Source organism: Phytohabitans aurantiacus, assembly GCF_027923225.1.
Lineage (GTDB): Bacteria > Actinomycetota > Actinomycetes > Mycobacteriales > Micromonosporaceae > Phytohabitans > Phytohabitans aurantiacus.
The window spans coordinates 1-14,094 of the sequence record NZ_BSDI01000006.1 but is presented as its reverse complement, the minus strand read 5'-3'; the positions used below and the strand labels follow the sequence as shown (position 1 = coordinate 14,094).

Below are 14,094 nucleotides of genomic sequence, written 5' to 3'. Positions count from 1 at the left end.
GGTGGACCCGGTGGGCGCCCCTTCGGCGGATACCGCTGGCGGTGACACACTGTTTACATGCCTGAACTGCGGTCGAAGACTTCCACGCACGGCCGGACCATGGCGGGCGCCCGCGCACTCTGGCGCGCCACCGGCATGACCGACGACGACTTCGGCAAGCCGATCGTCGCCATCGCCAACAGCTTCACCCAGTTCGTACCCGGGCATGTGCACCTCAAAGACCTTGGTGGCCTCGTCGCCGATTCGATCAAGGCCGCCGGCGGCGTGGGCCGCGAGTTCAACACGATCGCTGTCGACGACGGCATCGCGATGGGCCACGGCGGCATGCTGTACTCGCTGCCCAGCCGCGAGCTGATCGCCGACGCCGTCGAGTACATGGTCAACGCGCACTGCGCCGACGCGCTCGTCTGCATCTCGAACTGCGACAAGATCACTCCGGGCATGCTGATCGCCGCGCTGCGCCTCAACATCCCGACGGTCTTCGTCTCCGGCGGCCCCATGGAGGCCGGCAAGACGGTCGCCATCGAGGGAATAGTGCACGAGAAGATCGACCTGGTCGACGCGATGACCGCCTCGGCCAACGACGCGGTCACCGACGAGCAGCTCGGCGGCATCGAGCGGTCCGCGTGCCCCACCTGCGGCTCCTGCTCCGGCATGTTCACCGCCAACTCGATGAACTGCCTCACCGAGGCCATCGGGCTGTCGCTGCCGGGCAACGGCTCCACCCTCGCCACCCACGCCGCGCGCAAGGCGCTCTTCGAGCGGGCCGGCGAGCTGATCGTCGACATCGCCAAGCAGTGGTACGAGAACGACGACGCCTCCGTGCTGCCCCGCTCGATCGCGTCGCGGTCGGCGTTCGAAAACGCGGTCGCGCTCGACGTGGCGATGGGCGGCTCCACCAACACGGTGCTGCACCTGCTGGCCGCCGCCCGCGAGGCCGAGCTCGACTTCACCGTCGCCGACATCGACGCCATCTCCCGGCGGGTGCCGTGCCTGTCCAAGGTCGCGCCGAACTCGCCGAAGTACCACATGGAAGACGTGCACCGGGCCGGCGGCATCCCCGCGATCCTCGGCGAGCTCGACCGGGCCGGGCTGCTGCGGCGCGAGGTGCGTTCCGTGCACGCTCCCGATCTGGACAGCTGGCTCGCCGACTGGGACATCCGCGGCGGGTCGGCCAAGCCCGAGGCGATCGAGCTCTTCCACGCGGCTCCGGGCGGCGTGCGCACGACCGAGCCCTTCTCCACCGAAAACCGGTGGAGTCGGCTCGACACCGACGCGGCCAACGGCTGCATCCGCGACCGGGAGCACGCCTACACGGCCGACGGCGGCCTCGCCATCCTGCACGGCAACCTCGCGCCGGAAGGCTGCGTCGTCAAGACCGCCGGGGTGCCCGAGGAGGTGTGGCGGTTCACCGGGCCGGCGCGCGTCTTCGAGTCGCAGGACGACGCGGTCACCGGCATCCTGGCCGGCAAAATCAACCCCGGCGACGTCGTGGTCATCCGGTACGAGGGGCCGAAGGGCGGGCCGGGGATGCAGGAGATGCTGTACCCGACCTCGTTCCTCAAGGGACGCGGCCTCGGCCGGTCGTGCGCGCTGATCACCGACGGCCGCTTCTCCGGCGGCACCTCCGGCCTGTCGATCGGGCACATGTCGCCCGAGGCGGCGGGCGGCGGGCTGATCGCGCTGGTCGAAGAGGGCGACGAGATCGCCATCGACATCCCGGCCCGCACGATCACGCTGAACGTGCCCGACGACGTGCTCGACACGCGCCGGGTGGCGCAGGAGAAGCGCGAGCGCCCGTACACCCCGGTCGACCGCGACCGTCCGGTGTCCGCGGCCCTGCGCGCGTACGCCCTGATGGCCACCTCAGCCAGCGACGGAGCCTACCGCCGCGTCCCCTAACCCGCGCAGCGCGCTGTACCCGCGGCAACCCCGCCCGCAGCGCGGAGCGCGCTCTGCCCGCCGATCAAGGGCGAATGCACGTGGTTGGATCTCTTTTCCGCGTGCATTCGCCCTTGATCGATGCGACTGCCCTTGATCGGCGCCGCTGCGCGCATGACCGCGCGCCCGTCGGGCGGGCGGAGGCCGCGCGGCCAACGTCCGGCGCGGCGGCGGGCGGGCTCGCCCAAGACGAGCCCGCCTCGGGTGGTTAGTCGGTGCGGACGTAGTCGTAGTCGAAGGTGCCTGTGCTGACGTAGATGAAGATGTCGTGCACCTCGGTCAGGGTGGACACGTCGCAGCTCATGCCGCCCAGCAGGTCGGCGGTGAACGTCGTCGTGGTGTTTTGCACGACCCAGGAGAAGGTCGACTGGCACCAGGTCCAGGACGGTCCGTTGCGCACCGCGATGGCCGCGTTCGTCCCGTCGACCGGCCCCACCTTCAGGTCGTACATGATCTTCGTCTTGGTCGACAGGTCGAGCGGCTCGGCGAACGCCACCCCGAACCAGCCGCCGTCGGCACCCTTGACCCGCAGCCCCGCCGACCCGTTGGTGGCGAAGTCGGTCTGCGGCTCGACGGTGCCCGCGTTGGCCTGCCAGTTGGCGGGCGCCCAGCCCTCGGTGCCGGACTCGAACGAGGAGATCACGATCGGCGCGGACGCCGGTGGGCGTACGGTCACGACCAGGTCGGCCACGTTGGACGTACGGCCGGCGAGGTCGCGGATCGTGTAGTGGCCGGTCGCCTTGCCGAAGTACCCGGCGGTGGGCGTAAACGTCACCGCCCCGCCCGCACCGAGCGCGAACTGCCCACCTTGGACGGAGACAGTGGACTGTTGGCCACGGGTCGCCGGGTCGAGGTCGATCGTCGACTTCTTGACGCGCGTGCGGTATCCGATGTCGTTGTCCGCCGGCGCGAGCGTGACCGCCGTCTCGTACTCGGTCACCGCCGCGTCATGGTCGGCCACCGGCGGTCGAGAACGGTAGCCGCGGCGGATCTCGTCGGTCGCGTTGGAGAGGGTCAGGCACACGGGGCTCGGGCAGTACACCGTGAAGCCGTCGTAGTCGGGGTAGAGCGAGCCGTCGTCCTGTACCCCGGAGAGGATCCAGTACAGGAAGCCGGTGCCACCGGTGGAGATGACGGCGTCGGTCCAGTCCTGGAAGACGGGGTTGCGAATGGCTTTGTCGTGCAGGCCGAACTCGCCGAGCATGACGGGTTTGCCGACGCGTGCCGCCTCGCGTGAGTGTCGTTTGATCCACTGTGTGCCCCAGGCGGCGTCCTTGCCCCAGTGGTCGGGGTACAGGTGATACGACATCACGTCGACGGCCGGAAGCTTGGCGAACGCGACGGTGTCGACGCCCTCGCCACAGTTGACCGTCCAGTCAGTACTCGCCGGGTCGTCGCAGAAGAAGCCCTCGTCACCGACGCTGGCGAGGTGCCGCCGGTCGATCGACTTGATGTGCCGGGTCATCTCGTCGGCCCAGCCGATGAGGGTCTGCGTGGTGCAGTTCGGCGACTGCGGGTACGTGCCGGAGCCCTTGCAGCGTGGCTCGTTGCCCAGCTCCCAGGTCATGACCGCCGGGTCGTCCTTGTACTTCACACCGGTCAGCGAGTTGGTGCGGTTGAGGACGTGGCTGATCCAGTCCTTGTACCAGCCGCGGATCACGGGATCGCTGTAGAACTCGTCGTGGTACTGCCCGCCTCGCCAGCTCACGTACTGGTCCATGCCCCCGAAGTCGCGCCAGTTGTTGGTGAGCGGGATGACGAGCTTGACGCCCGCGTCACCGGCGGCCTTGAGCACGTAGTCGAGGCGTTCCAGCCCGTCGGCACCGTCGTTGTACGCCGGCTTCGTGCCGTCCCAGTACTGGAAGTAGACGCCGTCGGCCTTGCCGGCGATGGAGCCTGAGCCGTCCTGGTTGCCGATGTCGAGGAAGCCCCACGTGCGCAGCACGGTGAAGCCGGCGCCCTTGGCATCGGCGAAGACGTCGTCGACCATCAGCCGGGACTTGTACATCAGGTAGTAGTTGTTGGAGCCGCCGAAGCGGAACTTCTTCCCGTTGAGCTTCAGCTCGTCGAAGTGACGGACGACGAAGCCGGCGGGCGTCGGCGCGGCGACCGCGGGGGCGGCCGGCGCGAAAATGGCGAGTGCACTGAGGACGGTCAGGAGAGCGCGTTTTCTCATGAGGGGTTCTCCTAGGGGGAGGAGACGTCGTTCACGCAGCGCAGCACCGGCCTGCTGGTCAAAGCGGCCGGGTCGAGCGGGAGCCTCGTGCGCACGGTGAACGTCACGGACTCCCCGGGGAGCAGGGTCACCAGCACGTCGTCGACCGAGGAGTCGGGGTCGAGGCGGTCCGGGTACAGCGTGAGGTCGCGCAGGATCGTGCCGGCGCGCACGGTCACCCGGTACCCCTCCGGCGCCTCGTCGACGGTGGCCTCCCACCGCGGCGCCGGATAGTGGATGTCGCGGTCCTCGGCGAAGAACCACCACGCGCGCAGCCCGTCCGCCTCGGCCAGCAACAGCTCGCCGCTCGGGTCGTCGCTTGTGGACACGTCGGACGGCAGCGGCACGGTGACCGCCGAGTGCGCCGGCACGGTGATCTCGACGGCGGTCTTCGCGCCGGGCTCGCCGGTGATGGCCAGGCGGGTAACGGCCGCTGACGCCGTCCACGGCTGCGCGCTGTCGTTGACGGCCACGAGCGCGAGCGAGCCGTCGCGCGGCTGCACGGTCAGCAGGCGGTCGGCGTACGCGCGGCGCATGGCGTACCAGAGCGGCTTGCGGCGCCCGTCGCCGTCGATGGCCGCCCACGACGTCACCGGCCAGCAGTCGTTGATCTGCCACACGATGGCGCCCATGCACAGTGGACGGAGCGACCGGAAGTGTTCGAGCCCGAGCGACACCGCACGCGCCTGGTTGACCTGGGTCAGGTAGTGCCAGTCGTCGAAGTCGCGCGGCACCGGCATGTGCGCGTCGAGACCGCGGCGCAGCTTGGCGTCGCCGTCGATGGCCTTCTGGTGGTGCAGCATGCCGGGTGAGTCGTGCGCCAGCGGCTCGTCGCTGATGCTCCGCCGCAGCGTCGCGTACACCGGCGGCGCCTGATAGCCGAACTCGGCGACGAACCGTGGCCGGTAGTCCCGGTAGTGCACGTAGTCGCGCTGGTTCCACACGTCCCAGATGTGCATGCTGCCGTGGGAGGGCTCGTTGGGGTGCAGGTCCTCCCGTCCGGAGTACGGGCTGCCGGGCCAGTACGGGCGGGTGGGGTCGAGCTCGTCGACGATCGCGGGCAGCAGGCGCAGGTAGTACCCGGCGCCCCAGGTGCGGCCTTCGAGCACGAGCTGCCAATCCCAGTCGTGCCAGCCCCAGATGTTTTCGTTGTTGCCGAACCAGAGCACGAGGCTCGGGTGGCTGCTGAGCCGCACGACCTGCTCGCGCGCCTCGGCCGCCACCTCGGAGGCGATCGGCTCCTCCTCGGGGTAGGCGGCGCAGGAGAAAAGGAAGTCCTGTGCGACGAGCAGCCCGTACTCGTCGCACAGGTCGTAGAAGTCGTCCGACTCGTACCGACCACCGCCCCAGACGCGCAGCAGGTTGACGTTGGCCTCGCACGTCTGGGTGAGGCGCTCGGCGTACCGCTCGCGGGTCACCCGGGTCACGAACGTGTCATCGGGGATCCAGTTGACGCCGCGGACGAAGATCGGCACGTCGTTGACCACGATGGTGAACGGTGTGCCGTCTGCGTCGGGTGCCGTGTCGAGCCGCAGCGAGCGGAACCCGATCCGCCGCTGCCACACGTCCAGTACCCCGTCGTCGGCACCGCGCAGGGTCACGTCGAGCAGGTGGCGCGCCTGGTCGCCGTACCCCCTCGGCCACCACAGCTCGGGGTCGCGCACGGTGAGCTCGACGACCGCCGTGCGCTCTCCCGGCGCGATGGTGACCTCGCCGCGGACGCCCGCGACGGCGGCGCTCACCGTCAGGGCATCCGAGCTCTCGCGCTCGACCTCGACGTGCACCGAAACGCGCCCGTCGCCACCCTCGACCGTCACCAGTGGACGGACGGTGGCGAGGCGCGCGCCGCCCCAGCTGTGCAAGCCGATCGGCTGCCAGATGCCGGCGGTTACCACGTTGGGGCCCCAGTCCCAGCCGAAGTTGCACGCCATCTTGCGGATGAAGTTGTACGGATCCGTGTACGCGCTGGGCAACGGACCGACCTGGGAACGGACCGCCTCGGCGTACCGATAGGCGGAGTCGAACCGCACCTGAAGCGTGTTCGCCCCGGTGCTCAGGTGTGGCCGCGCGTCGAACCGGTAGCCGCGGTGCATGTTGGCCGTGCTGCCGACCTCGACGCCGTTGAGCGTGACTGTGGCGACCGTGTCGAGGCCGTCGCAGACGAGGTCGACGCGCGATTCACCCCTGCCAGGCTCCGGGTGGGAGAGGCCGTCCCATTCGAACGTGGTTTCGTACACCCAGTCGCTGTGGCCGATCCAGCGCAGCGCGTCTTCGTTCTCGTCGAGGTACGGATCGGGAATGTGGCCCGCGGCCAGCAGGTCGGTATGGACGCAGCCGGGCACCGCCGCCGGCACCGGACTGACTGGAAAGTCAGCCGGAAGCGGCGACGCGGCGGCCGGCGCCACCGTCCAACCGTCGTGCAGCGGTCGGTACGAGCCCATGCGTTACCCCTTAATCGCTTGCCGCACTCCATCGAAAGATGTTGACTGAACCGGTTGAGTAGGCACACGGTATGACCGACCGAAACGAGTGTCAATGGGGGATGCTTAACCGAGCAAGCGTATTAGAGCTTGCCGCGACGACGACGTCCGGCGGTACGGTAAGGATCCTCTGCCTGGATAGGAGCGCACGTGAAGCGGCCCACCATCGCCGACATCGCGCGCCGGGCCGGCGTGTCGAAGGGCGCCGTCTCGTACGCGTTGAACGGCCAGCCGGGCGTCTCCGAGGCGACCCGCCAGCGGATCCTCGCGATCGCGCAGGAGATCGGCTTCAACCCCAACAGCGCCGCCCGCGCGCTGTCCGGCTCCACGGCCAACGCCGTCGGCCTTGCGCTCTGCCGTCCCGCTCGCATCCTCGGCATCGAGCCGTTCTTCATGGAACTGATCAGCGGCGTCGAGGCCGAGCTGTCCGCCCGGTCGTACGCGCTCACCCTCCAGGTCGTCGCCGATCCCGAGGCCGAGATCGCCGTATACAAGCAGTGGTGGGGCGAGCGGCGCGTCGACGGTGTCTTCGTCTGCGACCTGCGGATCGACGACAGCCGCGTGCCGGTACTGGAAGAGCTCCAGCTGCCCGCGGTGGTGATCGGCGGGCCGGAGCACACCGGCGAGCTGGCCTGCATATGGGCCGACGACGCGGCCGCGCTGGGCGAGACCCTGGAGTACCTCGTGGCGCTCGGCCACCGGCGGATCGCCCGGGTCGGCGGCCTGCCCGAGTTGCTGCACACCGAGATCCGCAGCCGGGCGTTCGCCGAGGTCGGCCAGCGACTGGGCGTCGAGGCCGTCACCGTGTCGTCGGACTACACCGGCGAGGAGGGCGCGCGAGCCACGCGACGGCTGCTCAGCTCCGCGCACCGGCCCACGGCGATCCTGTACGACAACGATGTGATGGCGATCGCGGGGCTCTCCGTGGCGCAGGAGATGGGCCTCGCCGTCCCCGGCGACCTGTCGATCGTGGCCTGGGACGACTCGGCGCTGTGCCAGCTCACCCACCCGCCGCTCACCGCGCTCGGGCGGGACATCCCCGCGTACGGGGCCCACGCGGCGCGCCAGCTGCTGGCAGCCATCGAGGGCAAGAAGATCGGGGCGTACCAGCACGAGACCGCCCACCTCACCCCCCGTGGGAGCACCGCGCCGCCTCGGTAACCGACTAAGATTGGCCACGTACTCGCGACTGGCGCAGATCAAGGTGGAAAGGACCACCGGGGAGCGACCAACGACCGAAGCACCGCGCGCCTGGGTGCCGGTCAGCGTCGACATGCCAGGAGGACGCACGTGCACGTTCCACCGATTCCCACGCTGACCGCGACCGACCCTGAGCTCGCCGGGCTGGTCGAGCAGGAGGCGCAGCGCCAGCACGACAAGCTGCGGATGATCGCCTCCGAGAACTACGTCTCCACCGCCGTGCTGGAAGCCAGCGGCACCGTGCTGACCAACAAGTACTCCGAGGGCTACGCCGGCAAGCGGTACTACGAGGGCCAGCAGCTCATCGACCCCATCGAGACGCTCGCGATCGACCGGGCCAAGGCGGTCTTCGGCGTCGATCACGCCAACGTCCAGCCGTACTCGGGCTCGCCCGCCAACCTGGCCGTCTACCTGGCGTTCCTGTCGCCGGGCGACACCGTCATGGGCATGGCGCTGCCGATGGGCGGCCACCTCACGCACGGCTGGTCCGTGTCCGCCACCGGCAAGTGGTTCAACTCCGTGCGTTACGGGGTGTCCCGCGAGACCGGCCTCGTCGACTTCGACGAGGTACGCGACCTGGCCCTCAAGGAGCGGCCGAAGGTGATCTTCGCGGGCGGCACCGCCATCCCGCGCACCATCGACTTCCCCAAGTTCGCCGAGATCGCCCGCGAGGTCGGCGCGGTGCTGGCGGCCGACATCGCGCACATCGCCGGCCTGATCGCCGGTGGCGCGCACCCGTCGCCCGTCGGCCACGCCGACGTCATCACCACGACCACGCACAAGACCCTGCGCGGTCCGCGCGGCGCGATGATCATGTCGACCGCCGAGCACGCCAGCGCCGTCGACAAGGCCGTCTTCCCGGGCCTGCAGGGCGGGCCTCACAACCACACCACCGCGGCCATCGCGGTCGCGTTGCGCGAGGCGTCGCAGCCGGCATTCCGCGAGTACGCCGCACAGGTGGTCGCCAACGCGAAGGCGCTCGCCACCGCGCTCATCGAGCGGGGCTTCGACCTCATCTCGGGCGGCACCGACAACCACCTGATCCTCGCCGACCTCACGAGCAAGGGCATCGGCGGCAAGCCGGCGGCGCAGGCGCTCGACCGGGCCGGCATCGAGCTCAACTACAACACCGTCCCGTTCGACACCCGCAAGCCGTTCGACCCGTCCGGCATCCGGCTCGGCACCGCGGCGCTGGCCACTCGCGGCCTCACCGAGGAGCACATGCCGCAGGTGGCGGCGTGGATGGACGACGCGGTGACCGCCGCGATCAAGGAAGACGAGGCGGCGCTGGCACACATCGCCGGCGAGGTCCGCGACCTGGTCTCCGCGTTCCCGGTCCCCGGCTACTCGGCGGCCTAACTCCGTGATCAGGGCGTCCCTCAAGTCGTTAGAGCGACTTGAGGGACGCCCTGATCACATCAGGAAGGCGCGCGGTGGTCTTCCAGGAAGGCTTCCACGCGCTCGGCCGGGGCCGGGTGTGCCAGCGCGAACCCCTGGCCGAGGTGGCAGCCCGCCGCCTCGGCCTGGGAGACCTGCGCGTTCGACTCCAGCCCCTCGGCGATGATCTCCAGCCCGAGGCGCTTGCCCAGGCTGACCACCACGTCGATGAGCGGCCGGCTGTGCCCCGGCGGATCGCCCGGCTGCCAGTTCGCCGACGCGGCCACCACGGTGCCGTCGATCTTCAAGAGGTCGACGGGAAGCCGGCGCAGTTGTGCCAGCGACGCCTGGCCCGCGCCGAAATCGTCCAGCGCCGTGCGTACCCCGATCGCCCGCAACGCGCCGAGCTGCGTGACCACCGCCGGTACGTCGAACGCCACCTGCGCCTCGGCCACCTCGACGACCAGCCGCTCCAGCGGGATCTCGTGCTCGGCCAGTACCGCCTTGACCCGGGCGACGAAGTCGCTGCTCACCAGCTCGCGCGGCGAGACGTTGACGGCCAGCCACAGATCGCGGCCAGCGGCGGACCACGAGGTGAGCTGCCGGCAGGCGGTCGCCAGTACCCACCGGTCGATCTCGCCGGCGATGCCCAGGTCTTCCGCGACCGGCATCAGCTCGGTCGGGAGCACGGTGCCCAGCGTCGGGTTACGCCAGCGCAGCAACGCCTCGACACCCACCGGCTGCCGCTCCGGCAGCGCCAGCACCGGCTGGTACACCACGTCGAACTCGCCGCGTTCCAGCGCGCCGGGCAGCTCGCGTTCGAGGTCCATCCGGTGCAGGAGCTGCTCTTCGAGATAGCTGTCGTACCACTCGATCCGGTCCCGCCCGAGCTGCCGCGCGCGCCGGCGGGCCAGGTCGGCGCGGCGCAGTACGTCGTCCACGGTGTCGCCACCGGTCAGCTCGGCGAGACCGATGCTCACGTTGATGTGCACGATCATGCCGGGCAGGTGGTACGGCTCGGTCAGGGCCGTGAGCAGCCGCGTGCCCAGGGCGTACGCGAGCATCGGCCCCTCGACGGTGACCACCGAGAACTCGTCACCCGACAGCCGGGCCGGCAGGTCGTCGCGCCCGACGGTGACGCGCAGCCGCCGGCCCACCTCGATCAGTACGGCGTCGCCGATCTCCCGCCCGCGCACCTCGTTGACCTCGGTCATGCCGTGCAGGTCGATCACCAGCAGCGCGCCGGTGTGGCCGCTCAGCTCCCGCTGGCTGACGATCGTGCGCATCAGCTCGCGCCGGTTGGGCAGGCCGGTGAGCTGGTCCGTGAACGCGAGCTGGTGCAGCGTGCGCTCCAGGTGCCGGCGCTCGCCCACGTCGCGTACGTGCACGACCAGCGCGCCGACCTCGGGGATGGCCCGCTGATCACCAACGGTCGACTCGGTGTCACGCCACATCCCGTACCCGTCGCGGAGCCGCGCGTTGACCAGCGGCGGCCGCCCCGACGCCTCGCGCTCGGCGAGCACCGCCGTCAGCAGGGCGGTCACCTCGGGGGCGTCGTCGGGGTGCATCAGCGCCGGAAACGGCCGGCCCACCACGTCGGCGTCGGAGAGCCCGAAGATCCGCGCGGCCGCGGGCGACTGCCAGCGCACCACCAGGTCGTCGTCCACCACCATGGTCACGTCGTTGGCACCGGAGACCAGCGAGCGGAAGTGCGCGCTCTGCTCGGCGAGGCGCCGCGCGTACCGCCGGACGTCGGCGGCCGACATGATCTCGCGGATCACGACGGTCGGTATGACCGCCAGTCCCAACAGGATCGAGGTGTGGTCGAAGCTGCCGACGGTGATCAGGTGGTAGAGCGCGGCCACCGTCGCAAGCATCGCCGGCACGGTGAGCAGCGGGTAGCTGGAGAGCCGGGTCTGCGGCTCGTCGACCGGATCGGGCTCGTCGACCACGTCGGCGCGGCGGGCGCCCGCCATGATCAGCAGTGGCCCGATGACCAGCCCCACCGATGCGGCCACCAGCGTCCGGTCGGGTGCCCCGTACGCGAGCAGCATCGTCAGCAGCGCCAGCCCGAGCACCGAGACGCCGGTGCCGGCACCGCAGAGCAGGGCCGCGCGCCGGTAGTGCGCGGCGCGCAGCGCGGTCACGGTGACGATCGACAGGCCGCCGACCGCGAAGAGGAACCCGGCGAGCGCGGCGGGCGGCATGCCACCGGGCGGCGGCATCAGCCACCCGGCGAACGCCAGGCTCACGCCGATACTCAGGCCGTCGCTCGCGCGACGCAGCCGCACGCCGGTCGTCGTGGCCGCGCCGGGTAGAAGAAGCACACCCAGCACGTACGCCACCACGGTCACGCCCAGCCCGACCGCGCTGACCACCGGCACCAACGACTGCGGCACCCGCGTGAGGTGCACCACCGAGACGGCGCCGACGAGGACGCCGACGCCGAGGAAGCCCGCGCCACGGCACGGCCCGAACGAATGCTGGGCCGCGTGGATGCGCAGCGCCAACCGGACGAGACGGACGCCTGTCACGCCACCGACAAGGCCGGCCGCGACGGCGATCGCGAGAAGCGGGCGGACCGCGCCGGCGAAGGCGCCCGCCAAAAGGGCAGCCGCCACCGTGGCGACCACTCCGTCGACTACCGGGGTGACGCTGATCCGGGCGCGTGTGAGGGACACTGCCTGGTCCTCTGCGGAGAGGGTGAGGGGTGGCGCGGCACGCTCGTGACGACACCGCACCTATGACCGTAAACGAATGCCGGAGCGGGGGGTTACGCCCCAGTATCTGGGATCACCCGCCGGCAGGCGGCCCCGTTCCGGCTCGTGCGAGGATCGGACCGTGAGCAGTCCGACCATCGTCCGGTTCCGGCCCCACGGCGCGATCGCGGTCGCCGCGCTCGTCGCCCTGATCGGCGCGGTGCCGGTGGCGAGCGTGTCGTGGGCCTTCGCGCCGGTGCTGCTCATTCCGATCGCGGTGGCGGTCTGGGCATGGCGGGCCGGCACCGACGCCGGCCCGGATGGGGTACGCGTGCGCGCCCTCCTCGGCGAGCGCCGGATCCCCTGGTCCGACGTCAGCGAGCTGGGCGGCGACTCCCGCGGGCGCGCGCACGCCCTGCTCACCGACGGCCAGTTGGTGCCGCTTACCGCCGTGCGCGTCCGTGACCTGCAGCGGCTCACCGACGCGAGCAAGCCGGCTCAGTAGCCGCCAACCACCTGGTTTTCCAAGGGTTCGCCCGCCACGAAGCGGCGCAACTGGGCGCCCACCAGGCCGTAGGCGCGCGGCAGCAGCCCGCGCACCGAGCCCGCCACGTGCGGCGTGATCAGCACGTTCGGCAGCGTCCACAGCGGATGATCGGCGGGCAGCGGCTCGGGATCCGTCACGTCGACCGCCGCGCCGATCCGCCCCGTGGACACCTCGGCCAGCAGCGCTGCCGTATCGGCCACCGGGCCGCGGGCCGCGTTGACCAGCAGCGCCCCGTCGTGCATCGCGGCCAGGAACGCGGCGTCGATCATGCCGCGCGTCTGGCCGGTGAGCGGCACGATCACGACCACGATGTCGGCCTCGGGCAGCAGCGCGGGCAGCTCGTCGACGCCGTGGACACCGGCGGCGGGGCGCGCGGTGCGCGCCACCCGGGTCAGGCTCACCTCGAACGGCGCCAGCCGCGCCGCCAGTGCCTCTCCGATCGAACCCGCGCCGACGATCAGCACGCGCTTGCCGGCCAGCTCGTCGGTGGGGGCATATCTCCTGTACGCCCAGTCGCGTGCCGCCTGCGCCCTGGCGAAGCCGGGGAACTCCCTCAGGTACGACAGGATCGCGGCCACCACCCACTCGGCGGTGCCGGAGTCGTGTACCCCGCGCGCGTCGCACAGCGTCACCCGCTCCCGCAGCCGGCCGACCCAGGTGTCCGCACCGGCCGACAGAAGCTGGACGACCCGCAGCTCGGGCATCTTCGCCGCCAGCGGCACCGAATCGGCCAGCGCCAGGAACGGCGGCACCCAGAACCGCACGTCACCCGGGTCCGACGGCAGCACGTCAGGCTGCGGGGCAACCTCCACGGTGACGCCCTCGGGCACCTCACCGATCAGATCGAGCCCCTGCTCATGCGGTATCCACACCTTCACGACTCGACCCTAGCGGGTCATCTGGGTGGCTCCCGTCTGTGCGCGGTTGCACAGATGGGCCACAGGAACGGGACAGCGCCGGAAAAGCTGTCCGGTCGAACCTTGCTGACCATGACCTCCACACTGACTGAACCCGCGCTGGCCGCGCCCGGGCCGCCATCACCGGCGCCGCCCCGGCGACCGTCCACAGTGAACCGGCTGCTGCGCGGCCGCCCCGACGACCCGGTCTGGGTGCGGCCCGCGCTGCTCGCCCTCCTCTTCGGCACCGCGCTGCTGTACCTGTGGGGACTGGGCGCGTCGGGCTGGGCCAACTCGTTCTACTCGGCGGCGGTACAGGCCGGTTCGGCGAGCTGGAAGGCGTTCTTCTTCGGCTCGTCCGACGCCGCCAACTCGATCACCGTGGACAAGACGCCGGCTTCGCTGTGGGTGATGGCGCTGTCGGTACGGATCTTCGGGCTCAGCTCGTGGAGCATCCTCGTGCCGCAGGCGCTGATGGGTGTCGGCGCGGTCGGCCTGCTGTACGCCACCGTGCGGCGCTGGTCCGGGGTGGTCGCGGGCCTGCTGGCCGGCGCGATCCTCGCCACCACACCAGTGGCGGTACTGATGTTCCGGTTCGACAACCCGACCGCCGATCAAGGGCAATCGCATCGATCAAGGGCAAACACACGCGAAAAAGAGATCCAACCACGTGCATTCGGCTCTTCGCCCCGATGTGTGGGTTGGGGTCGGGTTGGTGATTGGGGCACGCCGTTGCCTG

The 14,094-nt window shown here is 70.7% G+C and carries 9 protein-coding genes and 1 riboswitch; of the genes, 5 read left to right on the top strand and 4 right to left on the bottom strand.

The window, feature by feature from the left end:
• Nucleotides 1-57 precede the first annotated feature (57 nt).
• Entirely contained in the window at nt 58-1,902 is a 1,845-nt protein-coding gene (gene ilvD, locus QMG73_RS06980) for a dihydroxy-acid dehydratase (protein WP_281893218.1), read from the top strand.
• Nucleotides 1,903-2,149: 247 nt separating this feature from the next.
• On the opposite strand, the gene QMG73_RS06975 is transcribed toward ilvD, so the two are convergent.
• Nucleotides 2,150-4,117, bottom strand: a complete 1,968-nt coding sequence (locus tag QMG73_RS06975) for a cellulase family glycosylhydrolase (RefSeq protein WP_281893217.1) — start codon at nt 4,115-4,117, stop codon at nt 2,150-2,152.
• 11 nt (nt 4,118-4,128) lie between these two features.
• Nucleotides 4,129-6,597 carry a glycoside hydrolase family 2 protein gene (locus tag QMG73_RS06970; RefSeq protein WP_281893216.1) on the bottom strand — a complete coding sequence of 823 codons (2,469 nt, stop codon included), beginning with the start codon at nt 6,595-6,597 and terminating at the stop codon, nt 4,129-4,131.
• Nucleotides 6,598-6,786: 189 nt separating this feature from the next.
• Here QMG73_RS06970 and QMG73_RS06965 point away from each other — a divergent pair, with 189 nt between their 5' ends.
• Both QMG73_RS06965 and QMG73_RS06960 read left to right on the top strand, forming a co-directional pair.
• Nucleotides 6,787-7,797, top strand: a complete 1,011-nt coding sequence (locus QMG73_RS06965) for a LacI family DNA-binding transcriptional regulator (RefSeq protein WP_281893215.1) — start codon at nt 6,787-6,789, stop codon at nt 7,795-7,797.
• 14 nt (nt 7,798-7,811) lie between these two features.
• Nucleotides 7,812-7,900: riboswitch (ZMP/ZTP riboswitch) on the top strand.
• A gap of 26 nt (nt 7,901-7,926) precedes the next feature.
• Complete coding sequence (locus QMG73_RS06960; RefSeq protein WP_281893214.1) at nt 7,927-9,195, top strand: serine hydroxymethyltransferase; 1,269 nt, start codon at nt 7,927-7,929, stop codon at nt 9,193-9,195.
• Between the two features lie 59 nt (nt 9,196-9,254).
• Here QMG73_RS06960 and QMG73_RS06955 read toward each other — a convergent pair whose 3' ends face one another.
• Entirely contained in the window at nt 9,255-11,894 is a 2,640-nt protein-coding gene (locus tag QMG73_RS06955; protein WP_281893212.1) for a putative bifunctional diguanylate cyclase/phosphodiesterase, read from the bottom strand.
• Between the two features lie 160 nt (nt 11,895-12,054).
• Here QMG73_RS06955 and QMG73_RS06950 point away from each other — a divergent pair, with 160 nt between their 5' ends.
• The gene (locus tag QMG73_RS06950) at nt 12,055-12,417 is read left to right on the top strand and encodes a PH domain-containing protein (RefSeq protein WP_281893211.1); all 363 of its coding nucleotides are present in this window, start codon (nt 12,055-12,057) and stop codon (nt 12,415-12,417) included.
• Here QMG73_RS06950 and QMG73_RS06945 read toward each other — a convergent pair.
• On the bottom strand, nt 12,411-13,337 hold the full coding sequence (locus QMG73_RS06945) for a 2-hydroxyacid dehydrogenase (protein WP_281893210.1): 927 nt from the start codon (nt 13,335-13,337) through the stop codon (nt 12,411-12,413). The two genes, QMG73_RS06950 and QMG73_RS06945, sit on opposite strands and share 7 nt — an antisense overlap.
• 111 nt (nt 13,338-13,448) lie before the next feature.
• On the opposite strand from QMG73_RS06945, the gene QMG73_RS06940 reads away from it, so the two are divergent.
• On the top strand, nt 13,449-14,094 hold a 646-nt coding region (locus tag QMG73_RS06940), incomplete at its 3' end, for an ArnT family glycosyltransferase (RefSeq protein WP_281893209.1).

Excerpts from the sequence above, each read along its gene's own strand:
- ilvD (WP_281893218.1), top strand. The coding sequence starts at position 58 with ATGCCTGAACTGCGGTCGAAGACTTCCACGCACGGCCGGACCATGGCG.
- QMG73_RS06975 (WP_281893217.1), bottom strand. The coding sequence starts at position 4,117 with ATGAGAAAACGCGCTCTCCTGACCGTCCTCAGTGCACTCGCCATTTTC.
- QMG73_RS06970 (WP_281893216.1), bottom strand. The coding sequence starts at position 6,597 with ATGGGCTCGTACCGACCGCTGCACGACGGTTGGACGGTGGCGCCGGCC.